We start from the raw sequence: 14,527 nt of genomic DNA on the forward strand, positions 1-14,527 counted from the left end.
CATGCCGTCAGCCTCAGGCTTTGTGAAGCCGATCGAAGAATTCCAGCACGCGCTGCGGCATCCAGTCGATATGGCCCGGCCAGGGTCCCGACAGGAAACCGACATGGCCGCCGGCCAGCGGGCATTCGAAGACGACCTGGCCCGACAGTTCGGCAGGGGCCGGGAGTGCGTCGGGCGGGACGAAGGGATCGTTGCGCGCATTGAGCAGCAGGGTCGGCGTCGTGATGCCTTTGAGCCAGGGTTTGCTGGAGGCGCGGGTCCAGTAGTCGCGAACGCCGGTGAAGCCATGAACCGGACCCGTGTAGACGTCGTCGAACTGCCGCAGCGTGGTCGCTGCGCGCAGCCGTGCCGGATCGAACAGCGCTGGATCGCGTGCCAGCTTGTCGAGCGCCTTGCGACGCAGGGTCTGCAGGAAGTTCAGCGTGTAGATCCGGTTGAACCCGCGTTCGAGTGCATGCCCGGACAAGGTCAGATCCAGCGGTGGGCAGATCGCCGCGCCACCGGCCACGACGGCGCCTGCATCGCGCTCACGCTCCCCGAGCCACTTCAGCAATGCGTTGCCGCCCAGTGACACGCCGGCCGCGAACAGCGGGGCTGAGCCTGCGGCCGGTTTCAGTGCCCGCAGAATCCAGTCGATCTCGTCACTGTCCCCGGAATGGTAGGCTCGGGCCAGCCGATTGGGTTCGCCCGAGCAGCCCCGAAAGTGGGGTACGACGCCACGCCAGCCTCGTCGCGCGATGGCGCGCATCAGGCTGCGTGCGTAGTGGGAACGACTTGATCCCTCTAGTCCATGGAACAGTACCACCAGCGGTGCTTCCGGAAGATGGATGCCGACAAGCCAGTCCAGATCGATGAAGTCGCCATCCGGCGTTTCGAGACGCTCGCGCCGGTAGGGCGGCGGTGCCCCACGGCGGGTCAGCGGAAAGATGGTCTGTGCGTGTCCGCCGGGCAGCCAGAGTGGAGCATGGAAGGCGGGTTCTAGCCCGGCAAGGTTCGCGGGGTGCCCGGCGCTCAATGCATCATTCGCGGGTTGCCGCTGGCGCTGCCCATGGCGAGCGCTTCGGACGCCGGGGAGGCATGATGCAGGACCATGCGCCATCCGGTCGGACCGCGAACATAGGCGTTGGTCGCGATCATGGGCGGATGGAACTGATCGTCGCCTTCGATCGCGACATGCTCCAGCACGTTATGCACGGTCAGCAGCATGCTGTTGCTGATGACCTGATGCGAGGTGCGCACGATCAGCCGCGCGCCACCTGTGAACAGCCTTCGCCAGGACTCACGGATCGCATTCAGCCCGACCCATCGCGGCCCGTCGGGATGAATGCACACGACTTCCTCGTCCTCGGACCAGAGGTTCATCATCGCATCGAGGTCAGAGCGCTCAAGCGCCTCGTAGAAGGCGCTTTCCACTTCCGCAGCCGAGTTGAAGGTGGGTCTGCCGGATGTCACGGTGGAATGGGCATTGCCAGGAAAAACGCGCGTGGCCGTGGGTTTCAGTGATGCCCCTTGGGGTGATCGCCTGTGAACACGTAACGCGCACTGCAGTACGGGCACACCACCTCGCCTTCCTTGACGACATCGAGAAAGACGCGTGGATGCTGAGCCCAGAGCGGCGCATTCGGGCGCGGACACGCGAGCGGAAGATCCTTGATCGATACCGTGACAGATTTGTTGCGCGTTTCATTCATGATCGACTCCTCAAACGAACGCCAGCCAGCTCTCGTACTCGGGTGCGCGCCCGTTGACGACCTCGAAGAAGCGTGACTGGATCTTCTGCGTGATCGGACCACGCCTGCCGGTGCCGATGACCCGGTTGTCGAGTTCGCGAATCGGGGTCACCTCGGCCGCGGTTCCGGTGAAGAAGGCCTCGTCGGCGATATAGATGTCGTCGCGGGTCAGTCGCCTGGACTGCACCTGCAGGTCCATTTCGGCAGCGATCCGGAAGACCGAGTCGCGGGTGATCCCGGTCAGCGCAGACGCGATCTCGGGTTCGTAGATCTTGCCGTCCTTGATAACGAACAGGTTCTCGCCCGCGCCTTCGGCGACGAAACCCTGGGTGTCAAGCAACAGGGCTTCATCGTAGCCCTCGGCGGTGACTTCGAGGTTGGCCAGAATCGAGTTCGCGTAGGTACTGGCGACCTTGGCGCGCGGCATCGTGACATTCACATGATGGCGCGCATAGGACGAGGTCTTGACGCGGATCCCCTTTTCCAGACCCTCTTCGCCCAGATATGCACCCCACGGCCAGGCGGCGATCGAGACGTGCACTGTCGAGCCGCGTGTCGAGATGCCCATCTTCTCGGAACCATAGAAGGCGATCGGCCGGATGTAGCAGGACTCGAGCTTGTTGGCCCGCACCACTTCGAGCTGGGCCTCCATGAGTTCATCCCTGCTGTACGGGATGTCCATCATGTAGATCTTGCCCGAGTTGATCAGGCGCTGTGTATGTTCGGCGAGCCGGAAGATCGCGGTGCCCTTGACCGTGTTGTATGCACGGACACCTTCGAAGACGGCGAGACCGTAGTGCAGAGAGTGCGTCAGCACATGCGTGGTCGCATCGCGCCATGGCACGAGTTTGCCGTCGTACCAGATCAAACCGTCGCGGTCAGCCATGGACATGGTGAAAATCTCCAGCGGTGTTGTTGGTATGCGTGCGCCGATCGAGGCGCAGGACGATCCGCGATTTTAGCGCAAACTTCGCGCCGCGGTGCGGGCTTGCCCCGACCAGGGGCGCGAAATTGCAGCCGCGAGGGCATCTCCGCCGGAAAGCACGAAGGGACAGGTGCCCCTGTCCCTTCGTGCATGCGGGGTCGCTCCGGATCACCAGAGCTTTTCGAGCGCCTTCAGGATGTTCCTGCGCGACAGTTGCCCGATCAGCTTGCTTTCGCTGACTACGGGATAGCAGCGGAAGTGTTGCGCCACGAACAGCTCTGCGGCCTCGGTCAGCGACGCGTCGCCCTCCAGCGTGATCACGTTGGTGGTCATGAATTCGCTGACACGACCGCCGCGTTCCTTGTAGTACGACGCACTCAGCGCGACCTTCAGGCAATCCTTCTCCGACAGAAAGCCGACGACCTTGCCAAGGTGGTCGATGACCGGCGCACCGGTCATCTCATGCTTGAGCAGTTGATGGATCGCATCAAGCACATCCATTTCCGGTGCGAACGCGAGCGGATCTCCGGACATGTAGTCCTTGACGAGCAGAGAATGAAGCATCATCTCCCCTTGTGCCGTTATCAGTGTTGTTCAGCGTGTTGTCGCGCGAGGCGCTTCGGGCAGGGTTTGTCACAACCTGCTTCGCATTCGATGCCGAGTTTGTCCATTCCGCCGCAACTGCCGGCGATGGGCTTGCGATTCATGATCACCCCGACGGCCATGCCAACGATCGCAAGACTCATTACGAGGAATGTGACGAGGAATGTACCCATGAAACCTCCACGGTTGGTGCCGGTACGACGCGAACGCCGGGCCGCAAGGACGGTTATCCGCCGAAATCGTCGAGCATGATGTTCTCGCGCTCGACACCGAGATCCAGCAGCATCTGAATGACCGCGGCGTTCATCATCGGGGGTCCGCACATGTAGTACTCGCAATCCTCCGGGGCCGGATGGTCCTTGAGATAGTTTTCATACAGGACGTTGTGGATGAACCCGGTGTAGCCCTTCCAGTCATCCTCCGACAACGGATCCGACAGTGCGACGTGCCATTCGAAGTTTTCGTTCTCGGCGGCGAGCGTGTCGAAGTCCTCGACATAGAACATCTCGCGCTTCGAGCGCGCCCCGTACCAGAACGAAATCTTGCGCTTTGTCTTGATCCGGCCCAGCTGGTCGAAGATGTGCGAGCGCATCGGCGCCATGCCCGCCCCGCCGCCGATGAAGACCATCTCGGCGTCGGTATCGCGGGCGAAGAATTCGCCGAACGGGCCGGAAATCGTGACCTTGTCCCCTGGCTTCAGTCCGAAGATATAGGAGGACATCTTGCCTGGAGGCACGCCTTCGGCGCGCGGCGGCGGCGTCGCGATCCGCACGTTCAGCATGATGATGCCGCGCTCTTCCGGATAGTTGGCCATCGAGTAGGCGCGCACCGTGTCCTCGGTGACCTTCGACGTGTATTGCCACACATTGAACCGGTCCCAGTCCTCGTGGAAGCGCTCCTGGATGTCGAAGTCCTTGAAGTCGACCACATGTGGCGGACACTCGATCTGGATGTAGCCGCCGGCCCGGAAATCGACATGCTCCCCTTCGGGCAACTCCAGCACCAGTTCCTTGATGAAGGTTGCCACGTTGTCGTTGGAGCGCACCGTGCACTCCCACTTCTTCACGCCGAAGACCTCTTCCGGGACCTCGATCTTCATGTCCTGCTTGACCGCGACCTGGCAGGCGAGGCGCTCGCCTTCGCGGGCCTGGCGCTTGTTGATGTGGCCGGTTTCGGTCGGGAGGATCGCGCCACCACCCTCGAAAACCTTGACTCGGCACTGTGCGCAGGTGCCGCCTCCGCCGCAGGCCGACCCGACGAAGAGCTGCGCGCCCGCGAGCGCATTCAGCAGTTTGCCGCCGACCGGTACTTCGATGGTTTTTTCGTTATTGACGTTGATCTTCACGTTGCCGGTCGCGACCAGCTTGGTACGCGCGCTGAGGATCACGAACACCAGCAGCAGCACGATCGCCGCGAAGAAGAACACACCTAGGATGATTTCAGTCATGGATGGATACCTCGTCGCGTCAGAGCTGGATACCGGAGAAGGCCATGAAGCCGAGCGACATCAGACCGGTTGCGATGAACGTGATGCCCAGCCCCTGCAGGCCGGCTGGAATGTCGGAGTACTTGAGTTTCTCCCGGATACCAGCCAGGGCGGTGATCGCGAGCGCCCAGCCGACGCCGGTGCCGATGCCGTAGGTGATGCTCTCGCCCAGATTGTAGTCGCGTTCGACCATGAACAGCGTGCCTCCGAGAATCGCGCAGTTCACGGTGATCAGCGGCATGTACACGCCGAGCGCGTTGTACAGCGCGGGTACGTACTTGTCGAGGAACATCTCAAGGATCTGCACGAGGGCAGCAATGACGCCGATATAGCTGATGAGGCCGAGGAAGCTCAGGTTGACTTCCGGGAGGCCGGCCCACGCGAGCGCGCCGTCACGCAGCAGGTAGTAATAGATCAGGTGGTTTACCGGAACGGTGAGGGTCTGGATGAAGACCACCGCTACGCCCAGTCCGAAGGCCGCACTGACCTGCTTGGAGATGGCCAGAAAGGTGCACATCCCGAGAAAGAACGCGAGCGCGAGGTTCTCTACGAAGACCGCGCTGATAAACAGGTTGAAATAGTTGGCCATTTAAGACACCTCCGGGCGGTGGGCCGCCTGAATCTCGAAGTCGGGCTTCTCGACCTGGGCGGGTTTCCAGGCGCGGACGCCCCATATGATCAGGCCGATGATGAAGAACGCGCTTGGTGGCAGCAGCAGCATGCCATTGGGTACGTACCATCCACCGTCCTTGGCAAGGGTCAGGATCTGCAGGCCGAACAGGGATCCCGAGCCGAACAACTCCCGGATGAAGCCGACGAGCAGCAGGATGGCGCTGTAGCCGAGACCGTTGCCGAGACCGTCCCAGAAACTGGGCAGCGGGGGGTTCTTCAGTGCGAAGGCTTCCGCGCGCCCGAGAACGATGCAGTTGGTGATGATCAGTCCGACGAAGACCGACAGTTCCTTGGACAGGCCAAATGCGAAGGCCTTCAGCAATTGATCGACCAGAATCACCAGCGACGCGATGATCGTGATCTGAATGATGATCCGGATGCTGGCAGGGATGTGGTTGCGGATGATACTGATCAGCACGTTCGATGCGCACAGCACGGCCGTCAGTGCGATGGCCATCGTCAGCGCTGTCGACATCTTGGTCGTCACTGCGAGCGCCGAGCAGATCCCGAGCACCTGCAGGATGATCGGGTTGTTGTCCGCAATCGGCTTGTAGACTAGGTCCTTGGTGGCGTTGGCCATGGCTTATCCCCTCTCGTTGCGCAGGCGGGCTAGGAAGGGGCCGTAGCCCTGATCGCCAAGCCAGAAGTTGATGAGATTCTCGACGCCGCGCCCGGTCAGCGTCGCACCGGCGAGTCCGTCGATACGGTGCTCGGCGTTGGGCGTGCTCGCGTCCACCGTGCCCTTGATCAGCTCGATCGACGGTTCACCTGCATCGTTGAACGCGACCTTGCCGCGCCAAAGATTGCGCCAGTTGGGGTTGTCTACCTCGCCGCCCAGGCCGGGGGTTTCGGCGTGTTGGTAGAACTTGAGGCCCTGAATGGTGCGCAGGTCGCCTTCGAGCGCGAGAAAGCCGTAAAGCGTGGACCACAGGCCCGCACCATGAACCGGCAGGATCAGCGTCTCGATGTCGCCGTCGGTTCCGCGCACCTTGTACACCGGCATGAATTCCGGCCGGCGCTTGATGTTCGCACGATCCTCGGCCCGGCTCAGCGCACGGGACATCGAGGGGTCCTTGCTCGCGGCCTCGATGCTGAAGCCGCTGACCGGATGGGCATCGGTCTCGGTGCCATCGGCGAGACGGATCATCAACGCCTCGACGCTCTGGAACGCCTCCTGCACGGTCTGTCCGGGGCGCTGCACGCCGGCCACTGCCACGATGTTGCGGATCTTGTCGGCTTCCTGGTTCGCGACCTGAAGCGGGCGCAAGCCGACCGCGGCCGAGGCAACAACGACCGAACATGACAGACAGACGGCGAGCGCCATGAAGACGGTCTTCTTCGGGCTGTCGTTCGGCAGGGCGAGGATGGACGCCAGCGGATTGCTGGCGGATTGCTGGTCAGGCGCTGACATGGCGGCGCTCCCTCCGTCGGATGTTGTTCTGGATGACGACATAGTCGATGAGCGGTGCGAACAGGTTGGCGAACAGGATCGCCAGCATGATGCCCTCCGGGAAGGCAGGATTGATCGCGCGAATCAGCACGGTCATGAAGCCGATCAGGATGCCGAAGGCCAGTCTCCCCGCGTTCGTCATCGAAGCCGACACCGGATCGGTCGCCATGAACACCAGACCGAAGGCCAGTCCGCCGACGACGAAGTGCCAGTGGAACGGCATCGCCATCATCGGCCGCGCATCGGTTGCGAGCAGATTGAACAGCAGCGACGTACCGATCACGCCTAGTACCACCCCGAGCATGATCCGCCAGGAGGCGATGCGGGTGTAGAGCAGGAACGCCGCGCCGATCAGAATCATCAGCGTCGAGGTCTCGCCGAGCGAACCCGGCATCAGTCCAACGAACGCCTGGAACCAGCTCAACCCGCTGTCCGCGATCGCCGCCATGCCGCCGGTCTCGCCGAGACCGAGCGGGGTGGCATGGGAGTACCCGTCGACCGCGACCCAGACCTGGTCGCCGGAGATCTCGGTAGGATAGGCGAAATACAGAAAGGCCCGCCCGGTCAGCGCCGGATTGAGGAAGTTCTTGCCGGTGCCGCCGAAAACCTCCTTGCCGATCACCACCCCGAAGCTGATCCCGACCGCGACCATCCACAACGGCATCTCGGGCGGCAGGGTCAGCGTGAACAGCATCGACGTGACCAGGAAGCCCTCGTTGACTTCGTGATTTCGCACCGTCGCGAACAGGACCTCCCAAAGGCCTCCAACGATCAGCGTGGTCAGGTATATGGGCAGGAACAGCAGGAAGCCATGCACCATGTTGGCGAAGATGTTGCCCGGGTTGAAACCGATGCCGAGCATGGACAACAGGCCGCCGCGCCAGTCGCCGCGCGTCACCCCGAGTTCGGCCAGTGCCAGGTTGGCCTGATAGCCGCTGTTGAACCAGCTCCACAGAATGCACGGGATCAGGGCGACGACCACGTAGCTCATCATTCGCTTGAGGTCGATGCCGTCGCGCACATGGGGTGCGGTGCGGGTCGTGTCCGGCGGTGAATACATAAAGGTATCCACCATCTCGTACACTGCGTAATACTTTTCGAACCGGCCGCCCTTGTGGAACTGCGGCTCGATACTGTCGAGATAGCGTCGAATCGCGGACATCAGCCTTCCCTCTCAATCTGGTTTAGATTCTTGCGGAGCACGGGCGCGTAGTCGTACTTGCCGACGCAGACGAAGGAGCACAGTGCGACATCTTCTTCATCAAGCTCCAGGCAGCCGAGCTTCTGAGCCATGTCGGTGTCACCGACCAGCAGGTAGCGAAGCAACTGCGTGGGCAGGATGTCGAGCGGCATGACGTCCTCGAACGTGCCGACCGGAACCATTGCGCGCGGACTACCGTTCTGAGAGGTGGTGAAGGCGATCGGTTCCGCGGCCTGGCGTTTGAAACTGGACAGCATCACGTTCAGGAACGAGAACTTGGTCGCGCCGGCCGGGTTGAGCCAGCCGAGCACCTCGCGCTGGTTGCCTTCCTTGAGCACGCTGATCTGCAGATGGTGTCGGCCCAGGTAGGACGACCAGCCCGCGGCGCGACGACCGGACCAGACCGGCCCGGAGATGGCCCGATTGTCGCCCTCGACGAGTTCGCCTTCCAGGAGTTCCTCGATGCAGGCGCCGAGCCGGGTGCGCAACAGCCGCGGCTCCTTGACCTGGGGGCCGCCGAGCGCAACGATGCGTTCGGTCGGGACGTGGCCGGTGGTGAACAGCTTGCCGATCGCGATCACGTCCTGATAGTTCAGGTGCCACACCGTCTTGTGGGCGTTCACCGGATCGAGGAAGTGGATGTGTGTACTGGGCAGGCCGGCCGGATGCGGTCCGTCGAAACTTGCGACCTGCGCCCTGGCCGACATCTTCGCATCCGGCAACTGGGCGTCTGCTGCCTTGCACACCCAGACGTTGCCCTCGGTCAGACGGGAGAGCACCGTGATCCCCTGAGCGAACGCCTCGCCCTCCGCCTCGATGATCGGGGCCGGGTCGGCGGCGAGCGGATTGGTGTCGATCGCAGTGACGAAGATTGCGGCCGGTCGGGTGGTCGGATCGGGCAGCTTGCCGAATGGACGGGTGCGCAATGCAGTCCACAAGCCCGACTTGAGCAGGTTGTCCACGACCTGTTCGTTGGTGAGGCTATCGAGCCTGTCGGCCGGGTAGGACGCAAAGACCTCCTGGTCCTCGGTGTCGTCCAGGCGAATCACGACCGACTGCAGCATCCGGCGCGCGCCGCGATTGATGGCGATGATCTCGCCCGCTCCAGGTGCGGTGAAGCAGACCCCGGGTAGCTTCTTATGCTCGAAGAGCACCTGCCCCGTCTTGACCCTGTCGCCTTCGGCGATGAGCATGGTGGGCTTGAGATCGACATGATCAACGCCCAGGAGCGCCACGTGCCTGACAGCGCGAGCAACATGTACGCGTTGCTCGGGTTTTCCGCCGATCGGCAGATCCAGGCCTTTCTTGATCTTTATGTGCATAGAGGTCTCGATCCTGGTTGACGAAAGCCGGCTCGTCGTTCGCGCAATCGGCGGAATACCCTGGTCAGCCTCCCGATTGACTCAAGCATTCGCTAAAGTGCGTTTTGGGCCAGCAGTACAAAACTGCTCAATATTACTTTTTTGCGCCCCTGTCATCAAACAGTTGGTGGTTATATAAGGACTGAAATAACGATGGGGTGCCGTTTCGGCGGTCGCGCCCGATGAACGCTTGCGCGAGGGTGCCCCGCTCACGGGCAGCGCTCGTTTGCGTGCGCGGACCGAGCGGCCCACCGCGCACCGGCGCGGTGTGGAGCTGTGCCTGCACGGAAGGTCGCGGACGACCGGCCTGTCGGGATAGAATCCGTTCTTTTCCGATCGTGCGGATTGCCGGCGTAGGTGGCAGGGCCATGCGCGGCGCGTGCGCACCGAGGAGTGTGATGGACAGAAGCTTCAAGCCGAACGTTACCGTTGCGGCCATCGTGGAGCGGGAAGGCCGCTTCCTCGTCGTCGAGGAGGAGACGGCGGAGGGTGTGCGCCTCAATCAGCCTGCCGGGCATCTCGAGCTGGGAGAGTCGCTGGTCGATGCCGCCGTGCGCGAGACGATGGAGGAGACGGCGCACCAATTTGTCCCGTCGTGTGTGGTCGGTGTCTATCGATGGCCCAGGCCTCAGGGGGATCTGACCTACCTGCGATTCGCGTTCGGTGGAACAGCCGACCCCGCAGCAGGCTTGCACCGCCTCGACGACGGCATCGTGCGCGCATTATGGATGTCCTTCGATGACCTGCGGGCAAGTGTCGCCCGCCACCGAAGCCCGCTGGTGCTGCAATGCTGCGCGGACTGGATTTCGGGCCGCCGTTTTCCGCTCGACCTGGTCAGGGACTTCACGGCATGAGGCGGGGTCTCCGCAAGGTCCTGCTGTGCTGCTGGCTGACGATGCTGTCGTCCGCCGCCGTGGCGTCGGTGTTGCCCGCACGCGTCGAGGTGTGTTTCGATTATGGTTGCCTGTCCGAGGCGGAGGTGCTGTTCGATGAAGGCACGATGTCGAAGGTGAAAATGCTGCTCGGATCGTCATCGGATGCGGCGGCCGAGCGTGAGGCACTCGCGCGGGTCTTGGGTGAGCTGTATCGCGCTGCCGGTGCGCAGTCGCCTATCCATGCCGATCGTGCAGGCAACCTGCTCGACGCCGGGGTGGCCGGACGGATGGATTGCATCGATCATTCGACGACGACGAGTCGTTTTTTGAACCTGATCGAGGAGCGTGCCTGGCTGCGTTTTCATCGCGTGCGCGATCCGGCGCGGCGCCAGCGTTTGATCTTTCAGCATTTTTCGGCGGTCATCGAAGAACTCGAGGCCGACCTGCTCGCGTCGACGCACTCGCCCGGCATGGTGCCGGATCATGTGCCGATACTGCTGGCTCTGTGTGACTGTGAAGACGTGCTCGACGATTTACCACGGCCTGCTGGCGGTACTGCGGAAACCCCACCGCGCGACGCTGCGCGTTTCGCAGTGGACAGCTGGTTCGTCGATCATGGTGAGCCTGCGATCGTCTTGCCGCTGGCCGAGTGGTTGAGAGGGGGAGGGCCGAATGTCTATTGATGCCGCTGGTGCGGGAATGAAGGTCGTGGTCGGCATGTCGGGCGGCGTGGATTCTTCGGTGACGGCCTTGTTGCTGAAGCAGCAGGGTTATCGGGTCACGGGCTTGTTCATGAAGAATTGGGAAGACGACGACGACGATGCGTATTGTTCGACCCGCCAGGACCTGGTCGACGTGGCTTCGGTCTGCGACGTGATCGGCATCGACCTCGAGGTCGTCAATTTTTCGCAGGAGTACAAGGATCGGGTGTTTGCCGACTTCCTGGCCGAGTATCAGTCGGGCCGCACGCCCAATCCGGACATATTGTGCAACTCGGAGATCAAGTTTCGCTGCTTTCTGGACCACGCGATGCAACTCGGAGCCGAACGTATTGCCACCGGGCACTATGCGCGGGTGCGCGAATGGGTCAATGATGGTCGTGCCGAGTTTCAGTTGCTCAAGGCCGAGGACGGAACTAAGGATCAGAGCTATTTTTTGTATAGGCTGAATCAGGCCCAACTGGCGAAGACGCTGTTCCCGCTCGGTGGACTCTACAAGCGGGACGTGCGCCGAATCGCGGCCGAAGCGGGTCTGCATGTCGCGGAGAAGAAGGACTCCACCGGCATCTGTTTCATCGGCGAGCGCCCGTTCCGGGAGTTCCTGATGCGATATCTGCCGACGACGCCGGGCGAGATCCGCTGTCTGGACGACGATCGCGTCATCGGAGAGCACCAGGGGCTCATGTACCACACCATCGGCCAGCGCAAGGGCCTGCACATCGGCGGCATCAAAGGGCGGCAGGACGAGGCCGGAGAACACGAGGCCTGGTATGTAGCGGGCAAGGACGTTGCGGCGAACCGCCTGTATGTCGTGCAGGGACATGACCATCCGGCGCTGCTGCGGGACCGGTTGGTCGCGACGCAGTTGAACTGGATCGCCGGCCGCGATCCGCACACACACTGGGTCTATACGGCCAAGCCGCGCTATCGCAGTCCGGACATGCCGTGCGAGATCGATGCGGTCGACGCGGAGCGGGCAGAGATTGTCTTCGCCCAGCCGCAATGGGCTGTGACGCCCGGTCAAAGCGTCGTCGTGTATGAATCCAACGTGTGTCTGGGCGGCGGCGTCATCGTCTGAGTCGAGGGTGCGCGCTCGATGCGCGTGTCACCGCTCGGGCTCGGCAGCCCTGGACGAAAGGGTGTGGGGGCGGGCCCGCCTCGGCGGTCCCACGGACGTTCAGGCGGCCGACAGCGTCTTCAGGCGCGTCAGGCTCAGTTCGGCGTAGTGCTCGCAACGTTCGGTGAATTCGCGCGTACTCTTGGGCATTGTCACGCGCGCACGGGTCATGTAGCCGACGAGTTCCCGACCCTGATTGATCAACTGCATGCCGTCGGTCGCGAGTTGTAACGTTTCCGGTGTGGGCGCGATCACCAGATGCGGCGTGAATGCGGCAAGGTGCTCGGAAGCGACCGCGAAGTCGGTCCATATGTCGAAGATGTTCGGGTCGGTTCGCAGCGTCTCGCACTTGATTTTGGCCGACTCGGCAAACTCGCGCACCTTTGTCTCGACGCCGGGGAACAATGGGTTATTAGAAAAAGTTGCGATCATCACTGCGGCGATGCGATCGATGTCCCTTAGTGTCTGCGCGATCTTGATGTATCGGCTCTCGTAGAAGGATTCGATCGGAATGGAGAAGGCGCGGAAGGGTTCGCCCCAGAGTTCGTCGATCCCTTCGTCACCGCTGATGTGGCGGACCAGTTTTCCGAGATTCAGCGACTCCTGCAGACATTGCCCGCATTCGCGCATCAGGGCGCTGTCCTGTTCGACCTCGACACCTTCTTCCTGCAGGTCGACCAGCTTGGTGAAGATGTCGGTCGCCCGATTGAAAAGCGCACCGGCGAGCATCGCGCCCTTGACGCGACGACGCTCCGGGTCGAGTTCCTCCTCGAAGGCCTGGCGCGCTTCCTTCAGGCGTTTGCCCGGGATGTTGATGCCATGTTCGACATGGTTGAACAGGCGCCTGGTCAGAGCCTCGATCAGCCGACGCTTGGCTTTCAGCGAATCCTGCGGAGCCTCGTATGCCTTGATCCAGTATCCATCGTAATGGACACGCTTGACGCCCGCAATGCTGCGGATGGTGCCATTGGCTATGGGCTTCTTCATGATCGTTCGGTTGTGTCCTCGCCTTTCCGCGCGTGAGCGAGGTACTCAAGACCACTCCCGGCTCTGTTGAGGGGACCAAGGATACGCTTGTTGTGCACGGCAAAAAAGCCCCCTTGGCCGACATGGACGGAAACGCAGGCAAAGGCGGGGGATGGAGGTGCCTGAGCACCGACCCGCGGAGGGGGATCAGTAGATGTCGGACGCGCGACCCACCGCGATCCGGGCACTGCGCTCGCTGCGCTGGCGGCGGCGCTTGATGATCACCTTGATCCGCCATATCAGCAGCATGCCGAAGTAACCGACCACCGCGGCTGTCACCGCCATGATCAACATGCCCAGAACGAGGGGCCGGCCGATACCGGTCAACCAGTGTATCGCGTCGATCAGCCACTGCAGCGTGGTCGTCGCGTGGTCCTCTGCGGGGACTGCGCCGCTCGCGACCGCCGGCGGCAGGATGGTGCTGCCGAGCCGATACGCGAAAATATAGATCGGGCCATAGGTGAACGGATTGCTGATCAGCGTCGCGATCGCGGCGATCCACAGGTTGCCGCGCAGGATCAGCGCAGCGATCGCAGCAGCCGGAATCTGCGCGATCGGAACCATGAGGCCGAAGAACGCACCGATCGCCACACCCTTCGCCACCGAGTTACGGTTGATGTGCCAAAGAACCGGATCGTGAATGCGCGGCCCGAGCCACCTCAGCAGGCGATTTTGCTTGATGCTGTCTCGGGTGGGCAGGAAGCGCTTCATCTGTCGGTTCTCGTCGTTCGGCCCTCATTGTATATCGGGGGAGGATCGTCCGATATGCGACAGTTCCTTCCCCGGCTCAATCCGATTGACTGTCCGGTCGGTCGAAAAGTGCCCGCCGGTTCGGAGCATTGAATCGCCGATCACACCAGATCGTGCGGGAGCATTGCGCGCAGCACGGTTTGCGTTTCTCCGTTGCGCACCCGGTTCGAGAACCACCACAGCGCGCCCTTCTTGACCGTCCAGTCCGCTTCCGCTCCGGAAAGCAACAGTGACGCAAGCCGACCGAGCGTGGGTTGATGCCCGACGATGAGGCATGCGCCGCTGGAGTCCGGCCATCCGCTTGCCGCCAGAATGTCGGCAACGCTGCCCTCAGGGCCGAGCGCACTGACGATCTCGAAATCTTCCGTGAAGGCGCTGGCCGTCTGGCGGGTCCGAACCGTCGGACTGACCAGTACCTTGAGTCGTTTGGGCTGTTTCTTTCGCAACCAGGCGCCCATGCATTCGGCCTGCCGGTGGCCGCGCAGGGTCAGCTCACGACCATGGTCGGGCGAACCCTCGACCGCTTCGGCATGGCGCCACAACAGTAAATCCATAGCATCAATCATTCCAGTCGATCGAACCCGCGAGTATCGATGTCGGATGTTGCAGTCA

At 62.3% G+C, this 14,527-nt stretch carries 18 protein-coding genes; 3 read left to right on the forward strand and 15 right to left on the reverse strand.

Translation table 11 applies throughout. From position 1 onward, the window contains the following. Positions 1 to 13: 13 nt before the first annotated feature. The 12 genes from ACKVEX_RS03165 to ACKVEX_RS03220 all read right to left on the reverse strand — a co-directional run bounded on the left by ACKVEX_RS03165 (position 14) and on the right by ACKVEX_RS03220 (position 9,389). Entirely contained in the window at positions 14 to 1,015 is a 1,002-nt protein-coding gene (locus ACKVEX_RS03165; RefSeq protein WP_473214227.1) for a YheT family hydrolase, read from the reverse strand. Continuing rightward, a complete protein-coding gene (locus ACKVEX_RS03170) occupies positions 1,012 to 1,452 on the reverse strand; it encodes a YybH family protein (protein ID WP_473214228.1) in 441 nt (146 codons plus the stop codon). Before ACKVEX_RS03170 ends, ACKVEX_RS03165 begins: the two co-directional genes overlap by 4 nt. A gap of 44 nt (positions 1,453 to 1,496) precedes the next feature. Continuing rightward, a complete protein-coding gene (locus ACKVEX_RS03175; RefSeq protein ID WP_473214229.1) occupies positions 1,497 to 1,691 on the reverse strand; it encodes a zinc-finger domain-containing protein in 195 nt (64 codons plus the stop codon). 10 nt (positions 1,692 to 1,701) lie between these two features. After that, positions 1,702 to 2,622 carry a branched-chain amino acid transaminase gene (locus ACKVEX_RS03180; protein WP_473214230.1) on the reverse strand — a complete coding sequence of 307 codons (921 nt, stop codon included), beginning with the start codon at positions 2,620 to 2,622 and terminating at the stop codon, positions 1,702 to 1,704. A 201-nt stretch (positions 2,623 to 2,823) separates the two neighbouring features. Continuing rightward, entirely contained in the window at positions 2,824 to 3,222 is a 399-nt protein-coding gene (locus ACKVEX_RS03185) for a CBS domain-containing protein (RefSeq protein ID WP_473214231.1), read from the reverse strand. Positions 3,223 to 3,239: 17 nt separating this feature from the next. Beyond that, complete coding sequence (gene nqrM / locus ACKVEX_RS03190; RefSeq protein WP_473214232.1) at positions 3,240 to 3,431, reverse strand: (Na+)-NQR maturation NqrM; 192 nt, start codon at positions 3,429 to 3,431, stop codon at positions 3,240 to 3,242. 53 nt (positions 3,432 to 3,484) lie between these two features. Further along, the gene (nqrF, locus tag ACKVEX_RS03195) at positions 3,485 to 4,705 is read right to left on the reverse strand and encodes an NADH:ubiquinone reductase (Na(+)-transporting) subunit F (protein WP_473214233.1); all 1,221 of its coding nucleotides are present in this window, start codon (positions 4,703 to 4,705) and stop codon (positions 3,485 to 3,487) included. A gap of 19 nt (positions 4,706 to 4,724) precedes the next feature. Beyond that, the gene (gene nqrE / locus ACKVEX_RS03200) at positions 4,725 to 5,333 is read right to left on the reverse strand and encodes an NADH:ubiquinone reductase (Na(+)-transporting) subunit E (protein ID WP_473214234.1); all 609 of its coding nucleotides are present in this window, start codon (positions 5,331 to 5,333) and stop codon (positions 4,725 to 4,727) included. Further along, positions 5,334 to 5,996, reverse strand: coding sequence for an NADH:ubiquinone reductase (Na(+)-transporting) subunit D (locus ACKVEX_RS03205; protein WP_473214235.1), 663 nt, complete (start codon positions 5,994 to 5,996; stop codon positions 5,334 to 5,336). It lies immediately after the preceding gene. A 3-nt stretch (positions 5,997 to 5,999) separates the two neighbouring features. Next, on the reverse strand, positions 6,000 to 6,827 hold the full coding sequence (locus tag ACKVEX_RS03210) for a Na(+)-translocating NADH-quinone reductase subunit C (protein ID WP_473214236.1): 828 nt from the start codon (positions 6,825 to 6,827) through the stop codon (positions 6,000 to 6,002). After that, the gene (locus ACKVEX_RS03215) at positions 6,814 to 8,028 is read right to left on the reverse strand and encodes an NADH:ubiquinone reductase (Na(+)-transporting) subunit B (RefSeq protein ID WP_473214237.1); all 1,215 of its coding nucleotides are present in this window, start codon (positions 8,026 to 8,028) and stop codon (positions 6,814 to 6,816) included. The genes ACKVEX_RS03210 and ACKVEX_RS03215 overlap by 14 nt, the downstream gene beginning before the upstream one ends. Continuing rightward, on the reverse strand, positions 8,028 to 9,389 hold the full coding sequence (locus tag ACKVEX_RS03220) for a Na(+)-translocating NADH-quinone reductase subunit A (protein WP_473214238.1): 1,362 nt from the start codon (positions 9,387 to 9,389) through the stop codon (positions 8,028 to 8,030). The genes ACKVEX_RS03215 and ACKVEX_RS03220 overlap by 1 nt, the downstream gene beginning before the upstream one ends. Before the next feature lie 437 nt (positions 9,390 to 9,826). On the opposite strand from ACKVEX_RS03220, the gene ACKVEX_RS03225 reads away from it, so the two are divergent. Genes ACKVEX_RS03225 through mnmA form a run of 3 tightly spaced genes read left to right on the forward strand, consistent with a single transcriptional unit; the run spans position 9,827 to position 12,100 of the window. Next, entirely contained in the window at positions 9,827 to 10,282 is a 456-nt protein-coding gene (locus ACKVEX_RS03225) for an NUDIX hydrolase (RefSeq protein WP_473214239.1), read from the forward strand. Then, positions 10,279 to 10,986: a hypothetical protein gene (locus tag ACKVEX_RS03230; RefSeq protein ID WP_473214240.1), complete on the forward strand. Its 708-nt coding sequence runs from the start codon at positions 10,279 to 10,281 to the stop codon at positions 10,984 to 10,986. Before ACKVEX_RS03225 ends, ACKVEX_RS03230 begins: the two co-directional genes overlap by 4 nt. A 16-nt stretch (positions 10,987 to 11,002) precedes the next feature. Beyond that, positions 11,003 to 12,100 carry a tRNA 2-thiouridine(34) synthase MnmA gene (mnmA, locus tag ACKVEX_RS03235; protein ID WP_473214281.1) on the forward strand — a complete coding sequence of 366 codons (1,098 nt, stop codon included), beginning with the start codon at positions 11,003 to 11,005 and terminating at the stop codon, positions 12,098 to 12,100. Positions 12,101 to 12,199: 99 nt separating this feature from the next. On the opposite strand, the gene ACKVEX_RS03240 is transcribed toward mnmA, so the two are convergent. From ACKVEX_RS03240 to ACKVEX_RS03250, 3 genes are all read right to left on the reverse strand, one after another. Next, complete coding sequence (locus ACKVEX_RS03240) at positions 12,200 to 13,126, reverse strand: hypothetical protein (RefSeq protein ID WP_473214241.1); 927 nt, start codon at positions 13,124 to 13,126, stop codon at positions 12,200 to 12,202. 186 nt (positions 13,127 to 13,312) lie between these two features. Next, positions 13,313 to 13,876, reverse strand: coding sequence for a DUF2062 domain-containing protein (locus ACKVEX_RS03245; RefSeq protein WP_473214242.1), 564 nt, complete (start codon positions 13,874 to 13,876; stop codon positions 13,313 to 13,315). Positions 13,877 to 14,016: 140 nt separating this feature from the next. Then, the gene (locus ACKVEX_RS03250; RefSeq protein WP_473214243.1) at positions 14,017 to 14,469 is read right to left on the reverse strand and encodes a SixA phosphatase family protein; all 453 of its coding nucleotides are present in this window, start codon (positions 14,467 to 14,469) and stop codon (positions 14,017 to 14,019) included. Positions 14,470 to 14,527: the final 58 nt, after the last annotated feature.

Origin of the sequence: Denitraticella aggregata (assembly GCF_048158365.1) — a bacterium.
GTDB lineage: Bacteria > Pseudomonadota > Gammaproteobacteria > Burkholderiales > Rhodocyclaceae > Azoarcus_F.

Coding starts and splice junctions, on each gene's coding strand:
- ACKVEX_RS03175 (WP_473214229.1), bottom strand. CDS start 1,691: ATGAATGAAACGCGCAACAAATCTGTCACGGTATCGATCAAGGATCTT.
- ACKVEX_RS03180 (WP_473214230.1), bottom strand. CDS start 2,622: ATGTCCATGGCTGACCGCGACGGTTTGATCTGGTACGACGGCAAACTC.
- ACKVEX_RS03185 (WP_473214231.1), bottom strand. CDS start 3,222: ATGATGCTTCATTCTCTGCTCGTCAAGGACTACATGTCCGGAGATCCG.
- nqrM (WP_473214232.1), bottom strand. CDS start 3,431: ATGGGTACATTCCTCGTCACATTCCTCGTAATGAGTCTTGCGATCGTT.
- nqrF (WP_473214233.1), bottom strand. CDS start 4,705: ATGACTGAAATCATCCTAGGTGTGTTCTTCTTCGCGGCGATCGTGCTG.
- nqrE (WP_473214234.1), bottom strand. CDS start 5,333: ATGGCCAACTATTTCAACCTGTTTATCAGCGCGGTCTTCGTAGAGAAC.
- ACKVEX_RS03205 (WP_473214235.1), bottom strand. CDS start 5,996: ATGGCCAACGCCACCAAGGACCTAGTCTACAAGCCGATTGCGGACAAC.
- ACKVEX_RS03210 (WP_473214236.1), bottom strand. CDS start 6,827: ATGTCAGCGCCTGACCAGCAATCCGCCAGCAATCCGCTGGCGTCCATC.
- ACKVEX_RS03215 (WP_473214237.1), bottom strand. CDS start 8,028: ATGTCCGCGATTCGACGCTATCTCGACAGTATCGAGCCGCAGTTCCAC.
- ACKVEX_RS03220 (WP_473214238.1), bottom strand. CDS start 9,389: ATGCACATAAAGATCAAGAAAGGCCTGGATCTGCCGATCGGCGGAAAA.
- ACKVEX_RS03225 (WP_473214239.1), top strand. CDS start 9,827: ATGGACAGAAGCTTCAAGCCGAACGTTACCGTTGCGGCCATCGTGGAG.
- ACKVEX_RS03230 (WP_473214240.1), top strand. CDS start 10,279: ATGAGGCGGGGTCTCCGCAAGGTCCTGCTGTGCTGCTGGCTGACGATG.
- mnmA (WP_473214281.1), top strand. CDS start 11,003: ATGAAGGTCGTGGTCGGCATGTCGGGCGGCGTGGATTCTTCGGTGACG.
- ACKVEX_RS03240 (WP_473214241.1), bottom strand. CDS start 13,126: ATGAAGAAGCCCATAGCCAATGGCACCATCCGCAGCATTGCGGGCGTC.
- ACKVEX_RS03245 (WP_473214242.1), bottom strand. CDS start 13,876: ATGAAGCGCTTCCTGCCCACCCGAGACAGCATCAAGCAAAATCGCCTG.
- ACKVEX_RS03250 (WP_473214243.1), bottom strand. CDS start 14,469: ATGGATTTACTGTTGTGGCGCCATGCCGAAGCGGTCGAGGGTTCGCCC.